This is a genomic window from Flavobacterium aciduliphilum, assembly GCF_003268855.1.
Classification (GTDB): Bacteria; Bacteroidota; Bacteroidia; order Flavobacteriales; family Flavobacteriaceae; genus Flavobacterium; species Flavobacterium aciduliphilum.
This window is the reverse complement of sequence record NZ_QLSZ01000007.1, coordinates 64,234-77,041: the sequence shown is the minus strand read 5'-3', so window position 1 is coordinate 77,041 and position 12,808 is coordinate 64,234. Positions and strand designations below refer to the sequence as shown.

Sequence of the window (12,808 nt, the reverse complement as noted above, 5' to 3'; positions counted from 1 at the left end):
CTTAATTTTCTTGGATAAAAAGATTCATTTCAGCTTCAAAAATTAATTTATCTTCAACATACGTCTCTGTACTCATGGTGCAAATACTGTAACTATCATTATCGAATCGTGAAACCAAAACCGAATTGGTTTGGATGACATCGCCTACTTTAGCCAAATCATACACTTTTACTTTTTTAATTCCGCTAATAAAACCGATAACTTTAATATCTTGTTTTATTTCTTGATTGTCATCTAAAAAAAACGATTGCCCTACTATGGCAGAACACGTTTGAGCGGCATTTTCTACCAATCCAATTTCGGCAAAAACATCATTCTCAACAAAAACATTGTCTTTTTTTATATCTAAAATAGTTTTTACTTCTTGGTGGCTTAATTCCAATATTAAATCTACCATAAGCATCGGAGCACGATGCGGCAAATAATCTTGAATTGATATGGTATTGGTATTATGCTGCATTTTTTAATGTGCCAAAACGGTTTTCATTTGACCTCGTGCAATTTCTACATTATTAACTTTTGAAGAAATATCTACCAACGTAACTCCCATAAACTCTTGAAGTACGTTAACGGTAGTCTCAATTTCTTGACCTAATTTTGGTAATTGTTTGATTTCAATTGACTTTATAGAACCAATATATCCTGTCGGAGCTGGCTCTTGTTTTAAATAAAATTGGTACCCAGTATATAGCGCGACCGATTGTGCCATGTGTTCAATTAATCCCGATTCTTGAAAAACCATATTTTCTACAAAAATATTTTCTGCAAGGATTGTAAATCCAGACGTTATTTCATTTTCTGCAAAAGCCAAGACTTTGTCGACCATTACAAATGGAAATTTTTGCGGAATTAATTTCCCGACAAATTCTTTATCTATTATTGGAAAAACTGCTGAATTATCCATAATTAGCACACGGTTAAATACGCATACGCATACGAAAATCTACCACTTTCAGGAACCGATAAAAGTACTTTATTTCCTTTTTCAAGCTTACCCGAATACATAAGTTCTTCTAGCATCAAATAGATTGAAGCTGCACCAATATTGCCAACGTCTTTCAAATTCATAAACCATTTCTCTCTTGGAATATTCATCCCTTTTTCAGCAAGTGATTTATGAAGTCCATTAACAAAATAGTGTGATGAAACATGGGGTAAAAAGTAATCTATATCATCAGCTTGTACATGATTCTTTTCTAGAGCTATTTTCATACTTTCAGAACCTTTTTCAAGAATATACTTATCCAAAAGTTTTACATCTTGTTTGATAGAAAATACTGATTCTGTTAGCCATTCACTCGATTTATAATCACTCCATGATTTCATTTCTCCATTTTCAATTTTATCTCCACCTGCATACATGCATGCTTCTATTTCATGAGCATAAGAAAAGGCTTCCATCCATTCAATTTTGAGAGAAATATTTCCTTTTGGTTTGTTTTCTAATAAAAAAGCACCTGCTCCATCGGACAACATCCAACGGAGAAAATCTTTCTTGAATGCAATGATGGGTTGTTCTTCGATTTTTTTAAGATTGACAACTTCATTTTCATATTTATCCGCAATCATCCAAGAAGAAGGTCTTTCAGAGGCAGAACAAATCGCATTTTTTGTACTCCCGGATTTTATTGAAAGAAATGCAAATTTTAGGGCATTCATCCCTGAACAACATACTCCAGAAGATGAATTTAATTCTACCGATTTATTTTTCATCAATCCATGAACCATAGCAGCATGAGAAGGCAACATTAAATCGGGCGTTGAAGTTCCGCAGGATAACAATTCTACATCATTTTTTGAAAAAGTATTATCAAACAATTTTTCTATAGCTAAATGAGCCATTTCAGCATTAGAGTGTGTCGAATTGCCTGCTTTATCTAACGCATAATAACGTGAAGTAATACCATTGTTTCTTAAGATTATTCTCCTTGCTTTTGAAGCAGCTTCATTTATAAGCCCCAAATAACGTTCCATTTCGTCATTTGAAATTGGATCGTTTGGCAAAAATTTCCCTGCTTTTGTAATATAGACTTCGAACATATTTATATTTTGTATTCAATACCTTGATAGTACTGAATTTCTTTCTTTATTTTATTAATTTTTAAAGGATATAAAAAGACATGCAATATATATACAATTGGCGAGATTAGCCAAATTGCGAGTAATAAATATACATAAAACGCTTTTAACCAAATTTTTCTTGAATTTTTTCTGGTTTTAATAAAGTTTGACCACTTTGCGAAGATTTTATTACCTGTACGATCTACAGAGGCAAGATATGAACTCACTTTGACAGCACCTACGTCTATTAGTTTAGGTTGTAAATCTTCAAATTCATCATTCAAAAGTGCTATTTTAATAACATCACCAAATTTTTTTGATTCATTAATATCCTTTTCAGAGACACCTGGAAGTGGAAAAATTCCAAGATATTTCTTTTTAATTCCACTAAACATCCATTCTACGATAGTAACTACGCTAATTAAATTTCCAGCTCTATCAACAAGCGCAATATTGCCTTTTAGTAAAGCTTCATTTTGCTTTAACAATACTTTTATTTTTTCTTGAGCCATTATCCACATGTTTCTAGAACCATTAATCGTAACAACGGCTGTGTTTTTTAACAATTGTTTAGCTTGGTCAGATTTTAAAAACGAGTTTATTGGAATTGATGGGGTTAAATACCAAACTTGATAGTGCAAAAGAATTAAATCAAATTTAGTATTTATAATTTCTTCGGGAACAGGTTTTATCGTTGTTGGAATTTGCAAAAAAGACTCGGGAAAGACATCAAAAAAAGATTCTTTATCCCAAGGAAAGGGAAATGATTCTTCCAATTTAATTTCATAAAAGACAACGTTAATTTCATCTGAATTCAATAGCGGGTATGCAATTTTTTCCGCAATGGATTTCAATTGCCCCGACTGTGAATAATAGATAACAAGAACGTTCTTCATTAATTTATTTTTTTAAGAATGCAAATTTAGCTTAAAATTTACTTAAAATCGTTAAACAATCTTTAAATCCTTAAAAGTTCTTATTTTATCTGAACGCTTTACATGAACCCAGTTGGGCCAACTTGTTGAATCTTCAGCGTCATAAATTCTAATTTTTTGGGTTTCATCAGGAATCAAAAAATCATCAGGATGGCAATCTAATATAGCCGCCGCTGTAGCTAATCCAGAATGTGTAGCTCCAGCGACTCCATGAGAAAGCGTACTCGCTCCACATAAAAATAAATTCTCAATTTCTGTTTTATTTTTATATGAAAATGGTCCTACTTGATGGAGGGTTTTTTCAGTACCATACACATTCCCTTGGGTTGAATTGATATAAAATTCATTGGTTAATGGAGTGCCTAGTTCAACTTGAATTATACTATCCTTAGCTCCTGGTATTATTTTTTCAATATTATTTAAAAACTTAGCAATAATTTTATCTTTAAATTCCTGATATTCGGTACAATGATAATCCTTGTCACCTTTAAATTTTGGAATGGCATCATAATTAACATAAGTTACCACTTCAAAATTATGATATCTACCATTAAAACTTGTAGGGTCTTTTAAGGTTGTACAACTCAAGAAAAAAGCAGGAAATTCTTTACCTAGGGTAACATCTTCAGACACTAACGAATTAAAATGGTCATCTAATTTCTCATCTTTCAACATCCAAATATTTCCAGAATCAATTCCGAACTTTGTTACATCCACATCTAAAGTTAAAAACAGAATTAATGAAGTTACTGAATACTTTGTTTTTTCTAGTTTCTTAGTTAGTTTTTTACTGATATTCTCTTTCCCTATTAATTTCAAATAAGTCGTGGAAGGATCTGCATTGGAAATGATATTTTTTGCGTAAATCGTAGCTCCGTCTTTAATTTTCACTCCGATTGCTTTGTTGTTTTGAATAATAATTTTTTCTACGGTTTGCTTTATTCTAATTTCACCACCTTGCTTTTTTATTTGATTAGTCATTGCTTTTACAATGCCTCCGCCTCCACCCATAGGATAAAAACCACCATCAAAATAATGACCCATAACGGAAGTATGCACTGGAAAGCAAGCCTTATTTGGAGGCAAACCGTGATCGCCACATTGAATATTTAAAACCGTTTGAAGCAATGGATCTTTAACATGCCAACCTACTACTCTTTTTAGTGAAAAAAGAGAAAATTTACCAAAATGTTTAGTCCGAAATGGAACTGTAATTTTTTGCCACCATCCTTTAAGTTTAGGCATCAATTGCAATTCATAATTAACTTTAACAACTAGAGCTAAATATTCTTTAATATTTTTTGCTTCTTTTGGAAAGCGTTCAGAAAGTGTTTTTTCAAGATTTTCTATCCCAGATGGATAATCAATTTTTTCATTACCAATTAAACAATGCTCGTAGGCTTGTGGATTCATTCTAAAGAAAACCAAATCGTTGGCAATTCCAAGTCCTTTGTATAATTCATTTAGTGATTGTCCTTCATCTAAAAGTCCTACATAATGAACTCCTGGACTAAATCGTTGTCCTCGAAGTGTAAAACTATGACTCCAACCTCCTGGCACATAATGCTGTTCTAAAACGAGCACCTTTAGTCCCGCTCGAGCCAAGCAAATAGCTGTTGCCAATCCACCAACTCCAGAACCAATAATTATTGCGTCATATTCTACTTCCATACTTAATATATTCTGCTAAAGTACAAAAGGATTTTCATTAAATTATTAATTTGATTTAATTCTTCCAGTAAAAGGAATCCATCTCGGAGTCTTTAAACAATACTGTAAATAATCTTCTCCAAAAACAGATATCAAATATGGTTCTTCATATTTATCTACAAAAATAACTGAGAATCTCAACCAAATTAAAAACCAAATAATAATAAAAGGAGAAGTATTTACAAATATCTGTCCAATTATTACAAAATGTAAAGCCCACATCATTGGGTGTCTTACAATTTTATAAGGTCCTTTTGTAATCAATTTTTTTGGCTGTGAAAAAGGACTTGGTGAAGCTTTTTTTGATTTATACATAACTATAGTACACCATATCGCTAAAAGACCACCTAAGTTTAGCATTATTACTCCCAATATATTTAAAATACTATTTTTTAAAAATGTACAGATAAATTTTTCTTCTAATTCCATAAAAAAATGAGGGAATATGTAAGCAATAGCAAAAGGTCCTATAAAACCATAAATAACTGCATCAAATTGTCTCCTAACAAAACTCATCATAATAAAAATTTTTAAAACACAAATATATGTATCTTTTACGAAACATCATATTTGAAGCAAAAAAATTAAATCAAAAATATGAATTTTACCTCATCATGGAAGATAGCAGACAATACGATTTAATTATAAGTAAAATAGCCACAAAGCTTAAAAAACTTCGTATCGAAAAAGGTTATACGAGTTATGAAAACTTTGCACATCAACATGATTTATCAAGAATTCAGTATTGGAGAATGGAAAAAGGCACAAATTTTACTATTAAAAACCTTTTGAAGATTTTAGAAATTCATCAAATAAGTTTAGAAGATTTTTTTTCGGAAAAATTTGAAGATTAGTTTCTTATATTTTCCAAAAATCAAAAAAATTGAACCATTGTAACGGATACTTATTTAACATAGACTCTACACTTTCTATATAACTTGCTAAAAGTGCTTTTTCGTCTCTGTATTTAGCTTCCGATTTTCGGGCATACAAATGATAATGTAAATTAGGCTCTTTCATTACATACACAAAGACAACGGGAACTTTTAATCGGGAGGCTATTAAAAAAGGTCCCGCAGGGAAATTCGCCTCTTCCCCCAAAATTGGAGCCGATAGACATTTAGTCCCTTCAAAATAACGATCACCTGTAAAACATATCAGCTCATTTCTTTCTAAAGCGTTGTTAATTTCAAAGATATGAGACATGTCGTCTTTGATAAAAATAAATTTTATTGATGATTTTTTGGTTACTGACTCCAAATATTCTTTTATAACCGAGTGTTCTCTATCGGTTGTAACCAAGTTAATTTGACAATCATAATCAATTTCTCCAAAAAAATGTTCGGCTATTTCAAAATTCCCAATATGAGCACTTATTAAAACCCCACCTTTTTTATCTTTTAGCAATTGATTTAACACATCAATCCCATCAAATTCATAAGTAAATTTATTTCTTAATCCTGCTGAAATAGCCACTTTATCAATTATGGTTTGCCCAAAAGTAAAATAACTTTTGTATACCATTCGTTTTGATTTAAAATAAGAATAACCAAGTCTCCTATGAAAATAGGTGAATATTGCTTGATTACTTTTCTTTAGGAATAAAAAATAATAAAAAGCTACAAAAACTAAAACAATGTAAGACGTTTTAATTCCGAGCTTTTTTATACAGAAAACAAATATTTTATATCCTAAAAGAGTCCCTTTAGATTTACCATCCCATTGGCTCATATGTTTAGAATTTAGAACATAGAATCTAAAATTCCAAGTTCTATTATAATTAATTTTTAAGTTTAAGTTTTGCTTCTAATAGATCGTAAAAATTTTGAAAAGTTTCTATACCTACAAAATCTGCCTCCCCTAGTTTAACACCAAAATTTGATTCAATTGTAACTACCAAATCAACATAATCTAAACTATCTAAACCTAAAGTATCTTTTAAATTGGCTTCAGGCGTGATTACATCAGCATCTACTTCAAATTCATCTACTAAAATTTCATTAATCTTGCTTAAGATTTCTTGTGTGCTCATATAAATTAAATTTTCTTAACAACAATTGCCGAATTTGTCCCTCCAAATCCGAAAGAATTTGACAAATATACATCAAATTTTTTGTTTAACGTTTTGTTAACTAAATTTATCTTTTCAGAATCTTCATCAGGTGTTTCAAAATTAATATTTGGCGCAATAAAAGAATTTTGCATCATCAAAGTAGAATAGATAATTTCACTTGCACCTGCCATCCAACATTCGTGACCTGTCATGGATTTTGTTGAACTAACATAGGGTCCATTTTCACCAAAAACCTCAAAAATAGCTTTGGCTTCATTTGCATCACCAACAGGTGTTGAAGTGGCATGAGCATTAATATAACCCACTTCACTTGGTTGCATCCCTGCTTGTTCTAATGCTCTTCGCATAGCAGTTGCAGGACCATCAACATTGGGAGTTGATATATGTCCTCCATTTGATGAAAATCCATACCCAACAATTTCTGCAATGATTGGTGCTCCACGTTCAACTGCCGATTCATAGCTTTCAATTATCAACGTTGCACCTCCTCCACTTGGCACTAATCCGTCTCTATTAGCATCAAAGGGTCTAGATGCTTTATAGGGTTCTTGCTCATTTGGAGAAAAAACTCCCAATCCGTCAAAGCTAGCCATAGCATATTTATTAATTTCTTGTGCCCCTCCGCAAATTACAATATCCTGCAAGCCCTGTTTGATTAACAAATACGCTAACCCAACGGAATGCGAACCACTTGCACATGCAGCACTGATGGACATATTTATCCCTCGTAACCTAAAAATAGTCGACAAATTCATTGTAATGGTAGAGTTCATCGATTTAAAAATTGCCCCTGACCCTATCAATGCGGTATCTTTTTTTTCTCGAATAATGTCTGTTGCATCAATAATCGCTTTTGAAACACTATCATTACCATAAATAATCCCTACTTCATTTTCATCAAAAAAAGCATCCTCAATTTGGGCATTTTTCAGAGCTTCAATTGTTGCCATATAAGCATATTCTGTTTCTTCCCCTATGCTAACACGTTGTCTTCTATTTAACAGATTTTTTAAATCGGGTTTTGGAACCATCCCTGTAATGGCCGATTGAAAACCAAATTCTTTACGTTCCTCATCATAAACTATTCCTGATTTTCCTTCATAAAGTGATTGTTTTACTTCTTCAAGTGAAGTTCCAATACATGAATAAATCCCCATTCCTGTAATTACAACTCTTCTTTCCATATATTTTATTAAGAATAGATTCCTCCATTAATATTTATTATTTCTCCAGTAATATAGCTTGCTTTTTTTGACACTAGAAAACTCACTAAATCAGCCACTTCTTCGGCTTCACCAAAACGATTTACAGGCACTAATTTTATTAATTCTTTTTCATCTAAATCGCCTGTCATATCGGTTCTGATAAATCCTGGAGCTACGGCATTTACGGTAATATTCCTTTTTGCTACTTCTTGAGCCAAGGCTTTGGTAGCAGCAACAACTGCTCCTTTTGCTGCAGAATAATTAGTTTGACCAGCTGTTCCTTTAACTCCAGACACTGATACCATATTGATTATTCTACCATATTTGTTACGTAACATTCTTTGAATAAAAAAATTGGTCACATTAAAGAATCCGTTCAAACTTGTATTGATTACATTTGTCCAATCTTCATGAGACATCCACATAAAAAGACCGTCTTTAGTAATTCCGGCATTGTTCACTATCACTTCTACAATTGCTTCAGGATTGGCTTCTTGCCAAGTTGTTAAAGCCGTTTTCACATCTTCTGCATCAGCAACATTGAACTTAATCAATTCGGCAGTTGCTCCTTTTTTAACAACTTCGTCTAATGTTTTTTGAGCCGCATCACTATTTGATTGGTAATTTATTAGTATATGATACTGGCTATCTTCTGCCAATTTCTGACAAATCGCACTTCCAATTCCTCTAGAACCTCCTGTTACCAATGCACATTTCATATCTCTATTTTTATTGATTATTTATTAAACAATTCGGCATTTTGATACCATTGATTTCCTAAAACGGAACCATCTAATTTAATAAAACCCCATTTATCTTCATTTTTCACTCTAGCTAGGCCATTTACAAATCCTTTTTCATCATCTCTAAAAATTGCAAAAACACCACCAGCCGATATTCCGTATTTTGTATCTACAATCACTTTACCAGTTCTGTCAATAAAACCCCAATTCACCTCTTTTACAGGCGCTAATCCATCGAGACTAAAAACTTCTGCATCTTCATAAATTGGTTCAACAATAAAATCCCCATTTCTATTAATGTATCCCCATTTCTTATCAACACAAACTGGAGCTAAATCGTTTACAAATGCACGAACTTTATCATATTTTGGTTCAATTATCCATTTCCCATTTAGATCTACAAAACCCATTTTATTGTTTTTACGTACATAAGTAATATCATTAATACTAAAATCCCAAATTTTATCAACTCCTGCTATTTCTTTAAATTTGCCATCAATTACCAACCCAAAAACAGATCCGTTTTTTGCCCAAGTTGTATTTTTATAATAATTCCCTATTTCATCATAAATCAGTTCAACAACAACTTTTCCAGTTTTATCAATTATTCCCCAACGATCATTATTTCTTACTCGAGCATAGCCGTTTTCAAACGGTTTAATTACTTCATATTTTGGTTCAACAACGAATTCCATCTTTGAATTGATTAATCCAACCTTTTCTCCTACCCTAACAAATGCAATGCCATCATCAAAATCATAAACTTTATCAGAAGTAGGTGATTGAATTGTTTCTCCTTTTTTATTGATATAAAACCATTTTTTATCCTTAGCAACTACACAAATTCCTGAATTAAAATATTTGGCCTCATCAAATATTGCCGAAATAACCCATTCCCCTTTGTTGTTAATAAAACCCCATTTTCCATTTTCTTCTACAGAAGCAAGTCCGTCTGAGAAATTTTTAGCTTTCTTGAATTTAGGCTGAATTACAAAATCTCCCGTTTTAGAAATATATCCAAAGTTACCGTTTTTTCTTACTAAAGCCAACTCTTGTTGAGCCGAAACAAATTGAATTGTTATTACCCATAAAAAAATAAGTTTTTTCATATTATTTTGGATTTGTTATACTATTATTTCATCAAATGCTCTTTTACTTTTTGTAAAAAAGGGTACATTGCTTGATCTTCTTTAAATTCAGGTATAATTACTCTTATTTCGTCATACATTTTTCTTGTTGAGGAAGAAATTTTGTCTTTATATCCAAGTGCATCGATAGCCTGAACAATGGTAATCATCTCAATTGTGAGTACTTCAAATGCGTTTTCGATTACTTTCCCAGTAATGACTGCTGCATTAGTTCCCATACTTACGATATCTTGATTATCGTTGTTATTTGGGATGCTATGAATATACATAGGATTGGAAAGCATTTGACTTTCGGCAGTAGTTGATGTGGCCGTAAACTGAACTCCTTGCATACCAAAATTAAACCCTAAGGTCCCTAAATTAACAAACGGAGGCAAAATTTCGTTCAATTTTGAATTTAACAGATAATTTAATTGGCGTTCTGCTAACATCGTAAGTTTTGCAATTACGATTTTTAATTTATCCATTTCAAGTGAAATATAATCACCATGAAAATTTCCCCCATGGTATACATGTTGCGATTTCACACACACAATAGGATTATCGTTTGCCGAATTAATTTCGTTTTCCAAAACAGTTGAAACGTTTTGAATTGTATCCAAAACAGGCCCTAAAATTTGAGGGACACAACGCAAAGAATAATATTCTTGTACTTTTTCTTTAAATACTTCTTCAGTATTTTCACTCGTATATAAATGATCTTCTCTTTTTCTAACTAAAGTACTATCTTTAAGATAATCGCGCATTATTTTTGCTACTTCTTGTTGTCCAAAATGGCGCTTAGTTCCATTCAATTCTTCTCCAAGGTGATCATCATACGCTTGAACAATTTCATTAATTGCGCAAGAACATTTTATTGCCCAATCTAAAATCTTAGCCGAATTGTGAACATTTACGACACCTATTCCCGTCATAACAGAGGTTCCATTCATCAAAGCTAGTCCTTCACGTATTTCTATTTTTATGGGCGTTAATTTTTCAATTTCAAATACTTCTTTTGTGGATTTTCTTTCGCCTTTATAAAAAACTTCACCCTCCCCAATCAATACTAGTGCTAAATGAGCTAATTGAACCAAATCACCACTTGCTCCTACCCCTCCATGTTCAAAAATTAAGGGAGTAATATCGCGATTAATAAGCTCCTTCATCAAATGTATGACAGTTGTATTTACCCCTGAATTCCCCAAAGACAACGTATTTAAACGAGCTAAAATAGCTGATTTCACAAAAATAGGGCTTAGTAATTTTCCCGTTCCAGAAGAATGACTTCTAATTAAGTTGAACTGCAATTGTAGTTGATCTTCTTCTTTAATTCGGTATTGAGCCATAGGTCCAAAACCTGTATTTACTCCATAAATAACTTTATTTTTAGAAAAATCTTTCAAAAAACAAAAACTGTTTTCAACTCTTTCAATCACTTCATCATTAATATCTACCTTTTCATTTTCAAATACAATTGAAATAAAATCTTTTAGGCTTAGAAATTCATTTATTACTTTCATCTTACAAAGTTTTAGCTAATAAAAATCAAATATTTTTGTTTAAATATTGAAATTATGTATTTACATTTGAGGTCGTAAAGATAATATTAATATTAGAAATTTATAATGTTAAAAGAATATATAGATGTTTTGGTTATTGGAGCAGGCCCATCAGGTTGCGTTTCTGCTTCCTATTTACACAAAAATAGTGTAAAAATTAAAGTCGTCGAGAAAACAAAATTTCCTAGACTTGTAGTTGGAGAGAGCTTGATACCAAGAGTTATGGATCATTTTGACGAAGCTGGTTTTTTCCCTGCTTTAGATGCTATGAATTTTGAAAAAAAATTAGGTGCCCGTTTCATAAGAGGAAATGAAGTTTGTATTTTTGACTTTAGCGACAAATTTTCTGAAGGTTGGGATTGGACATGGCAAGTTCCAAGAGCTGATTTTGATAATGTTATGGCTCAAGAAGTAATAAAAATGGGAATCGATTTGGAATTTGAAAGCGAAGTTATCGACGTGAAATTTGAAGATTCTAATTCTATTACTACCATTAAAGACAAAGAAGGAAACTTAAAAGAAATTCATGCAAAATTCATTATTGATTCTAGCGGATACGGTCGTGTTTTACCAAGATTATTAGATTTAGATACCCCATCTAAACTTGACCCCCATTCTTCAATTTTTACCCATGTAAAAGACATTAATAGACCAGAGGGAGAAGAGGGTACATTGATTTCTTTTGACATACTTGAAACTGAAGTTTGGCTTTGGGTAATTCCTTTTTCAAATGGCAATACTAGTGTTGGTGTAGTCGGTCCTACTTCATTTATAAACTCCCTTTCAGAAAACAAAGACAATGTGGAAGCATTGAAAAACGCTATTCAACTGTCAGATTATTATGTAAAAAGATTTGGTGGAGTTGACTTTTTATTTGAACCTGTAAAATTGGAAAATTATTCACGTTCGGTTAAAAAAATGTATGGTGATGGTTTTGCTTTAACGGGGAATAGTTCCGAATTTTTGGATCCTGTTTTCTCTTCAGGTGTTGCATTTGCAACAGAATCTGGAATGTTAGCCGCAAAATTAATTAATCGTCAATTAAAAGGTGAAACTATTGATTGGGAAATTGAGTTTACCGAATACATGAAAAGTGGCATTGGAGTATTTACTACTTATGTAAAAGAATGGTATACTGGAAATCTACAAACATTATTTTTTCATCAACCTGAAAATCCAGACGTAAAAAGAAAAATATGTGCTGTTTTAGCAGGTTATGTTTGGGATAATGAAAATCCATTTGTAAAAAAACATGATAACGTGATTAAAAACATGGCCTATATGATTCAACAAGAACAGAGTTAATCTATTCAAAACTAAACCACTATGGACTTTAAGTCCATAGGTTTGGTAGCAGACTGAAAGTCAGCAAGATTGCAACATCATAATTT

General features: G+C 31.9%; 14 protein-coding genes. 2 read left to right on the top strand and 12 right to left on the bottom strand.

The features are described 5' to 3' along the window. Position 1: 1 nt before the first annotated feature. Genes CLV55_RS08710 through CLV55_RS08685 form a run of 6 tightly spaced genes read right to left on the bottom strand, consistent with a single transcriptional unit; the run spans position 2 to position 5,225 of the window. Positions 2-460, bottom strand: a complete 459-nt coding sequence (locus CLV55_RS08710; protein WP_112113370.1) for an ABC transporter permease — start codon at positions 458-460, stop codon at positions 2-4. Positions 461-463: 3 nt separating this feature from the next. After that, positions 464-904 (bottom strand): hypothetical protein, encoded by a 441-nt coding sequence (locus tag CLV55_RS08705; protein ID WP_112113369.1) that lies wholly within the window; start codon positions 902-904, stop codon positions 464-466. Between the two features lie 2 nt (positions 905-906). Further along, positions 907-2,040, bottom strand: coding sequence for a beta-ketoacyl-ACP synthase III (locus tag CLV55_RS08700; protein ID WP_112113368.1), 1,134 nt, complete (start codon positions 2,038-2,040; stop codon positions 907-909). Between the two features lie 2 nt (positions 2,041-2,042). Then, entirely contained in the window at positions 2,043-2,957 is a 915-nt protein-coding gene (locus CLV55_RS08695) for an NADPH-dependent FMN reductase family protein (RefSeq protein ID WP_112113367.1), read from the bottom strand. A gap of 51 nt (positions 2,958-3,008) precedes the next feature. Next, entirely contained in the window at positions 3,009-4,667 is a 1,659-nt protein-coding gene (locus CLV55_RS08690) for a phytoene desaturase family protein (RefSeq protein WP_112113366.1), read from the bottom strand. A gap of 45 nt (positions 4,668-4,712) precedes the next feature. Continuing rightward, positions 4,713-5,225: a methyltransferase family protein gene (locus CLV55_RS08685; protein ID WP_112113365.1), complete on the bottom strand. Its 513-nt coding sequence runs from the start codon at positions 5,223-5,225 to the stop codon at positions 4,713-4,715. 26 nt (positions 5,226-5,251) lie between these two features. Here CLV55_RS08685 and CLV55_RS08680 point away from each other — a divergent pair, with 26 nt between their 5' ends. Beyond that, positions 5,252-5,560 (top strand): helix-turn-helix transcriptional regulator, encoded by a 309-nt coding sequence (locus CLV55_RS08680; protein ID WP_112113364.1) that lies wholly within the window; start codon positions 5,252-5,254, stop codon positions 5,558-5,560. A 4-nt stretch (positions 5,561-5,564) separates the two neighbouring features. Here the strand turns inward: CLV55_RS08680 and CLV55_RS08675 are convergent, their stop codons facing one another. Genes CLV55_RS08675 through CLV55_RS08650 form a run of 6 tightly spaced genes read right to left on the bottom strand, consistent with a single transcriptional unit; the run spans position 5,565 to position 11,378 of the window. After that, positions 5,565-6,437, bottom strand: a complete 873-nt coding sequence (locus CLV55_RS08675) for an LpxL/LpxP family acyltransferase (RefSeq protein WP_112113363.1) — start codon at positions 6,435-6,437, stop codon at positions 5,565-5,567. A 49-nt stretch (positions 6,438-6,486) separates the two neighbouring features. Continuing rightward, positions 6,487-6,738: an acyl carrier protein gene (locus tag CLV55_RS08670; RefSeq protein WP_112113362.1), complete on the bottom strand. Its 252-nt coding sequence runs from the start codon at positions 6,736-6,738 to the stop codon at positions 6,487-6,489. 5 nt (positions 6,739-6,743) lie between these two features. After that, positions 6,744-7,964, bottom strand: coding sequence for a beta-ketoacyl-[acyl-carrier-protein] synthase family protein (locus CLV55_RS08665; protein ID WP_112113361.1), 1,221 nt, complete (start codon positions 7,962-7,964; stop codon positions 6,744-6,746). Positions 7,965-7,972: 8 nt separating this feature from the next. Next, positions 7,973-8,704, bottom strand: coding sequence for a 3-oxoacyl-ACP reductase FabG (gene fabG / locus CLV55_RS08660; RefSeq protein WP_112113360.1), 732 nt, complete (start codon positions 8,702-8,704; stop codon positions 7,973-7,975). 17 nt (positions 8,705-8,721) lie between these two features. Beyond that, complete coding sequence (locus tag CLV55_RS08655) at positions 8,722-9,837, bottom strand: WG repeat-containing protein (RefSeq protein WP_112113359.1); 1,116 nt, start codon at positions 9,835-9,837, stop codon at positions 8,722-8,724. 23 nt (positions 9,838-9,860) lie between these two features. Continuing rightward, complete coding sequence (locus tag CLV55_RS08650; protein ID WP_112113358.1) at positions 9,861-11,378, bottom strand: HAL/PAL/TAL family ammonia-lyase; 1,518 nt, start codon at positions 11,376-11,378, stop codon at positions 9,861-9,863. A 105-nt stretch (positions 11,379-11,483) separates the two neighbouring features. Between CLV55_RS08650 and CLV55_RS08645 the strand changes: the two genes are divergently transcribed. Then, a complete protein-coding gene (locus CLV55_RS08645; protein WP_112113357.1) occupies positions 11,484-12,722 on the top strand; it encodes an NAD(P)/FAD-dependent oxidoreductase in 1,239 nt (412 codons plus the stop codon). The last annotated feature ends 86 nt before the right edge of the window (positions 12,723-12,808 follow it).

Excerpts from the sequence above, each read along its gene's own strand:
- CLV55_RS08655 (WP_112113359.1), bottom strand. The coding sequence starts at position 9,837 with ATGAAAAAACTTATTTTTTTATGGGTAATAACAATTCAATTTGTTTCG.
- CLV55_RS08675 (WP_112113363.1), bottom strand. The coding sequence starts at position 6,437 with ATGAGCCAATGGGATGGTAAATCTAAAGGGACTCTTTTAGGATATAAA.
- CLV55_RS08700 (WP_112113368.1), bottom strand. The coding sequence starts at position 2,040 with ATGTTCGAAGTCTATATTACAAAAGCAGGGAAATTTTTGCCAAACGAT.
- CLV55_RS08650 (WP_112113358.1), bottom strand. The coding sequence starts at position 11,378 with ATGAAAGTAATAAATGAATTTCTAAGCCTAAAAGATTTTATTTCAATT.
- CLV55_RS08665 (WP_112113361.1), bottom strand. The coding sequence starts at position 7,964 with ATGGAAAGAAGAGTTGTAATTACAGGAATGGGGATTTATTCATGTATT.
- CLV55_RS08705 (WP_112113369.1), bottom strand. The coding sequence starts at position 904 with ATGGATAATTCAGCAGTTTTTCCAATAATAGATAAAGAATTTGTCGGG.
- CLV55_RS08710 (WP_112113370.1), bottom strand. The coding sequence starts at position 460 with ATGCAGCATAATACCAATACCATATCAATTCAAGATTATTTGCCGCAT.
- CLV55_RS08685 (WP_112113365.1), bottom strand. The coding sequence starts at position 5,225 with ATGATGAGTTTTGTTAGGAGACAATTTGATGCAGTTATTTATGGTTTT.
- CLV55_RS08670 (WP_112113362.1), bottom strand. The coding sequence starts at position 6,738 with ATGAGCACACAAGAAATCTTAAGCAAGATTAATGAAATTTTAGTAGAT.
- CLV55_RS08695 (WP_112113367.1), bottom strand. The coding sequence starts at position 2,957 with ATGAAGAACGTTCTTGTTATCTATTATTCACAGTCGGGGCAATTGAAA.
- fabG (WP_112113360.1), bottom strand. The coding sequence starts at position 8,704 with ATGAAATGTGCATTGGTAACAGGAGGTTCTAGAGGAATTGGAAGTGCG.
- CLV55_RS08645 (WP_112113357.1), top strand. The coding sequence starts at position 11,484 with ATGTTAAAAGAATATATAGATGTTTTGGTTATTGGAGCAGGCCCATCA.
- CLV55_RS08680 (WP_112113364.1), top strand. The coding sequence starts at position 5,252 with ATGTATCTTTTACGAAACATCATATTTGAAGCAAAAAAATTAAATCAA.
- CLV55_RS08690 (WP_112113366.1), bottom strand. The coding sequence starts at position 4,667 with ATGGAAGTAGAATATGACGCAATAATTATTGGTTCTGGAGTTGGTGGA.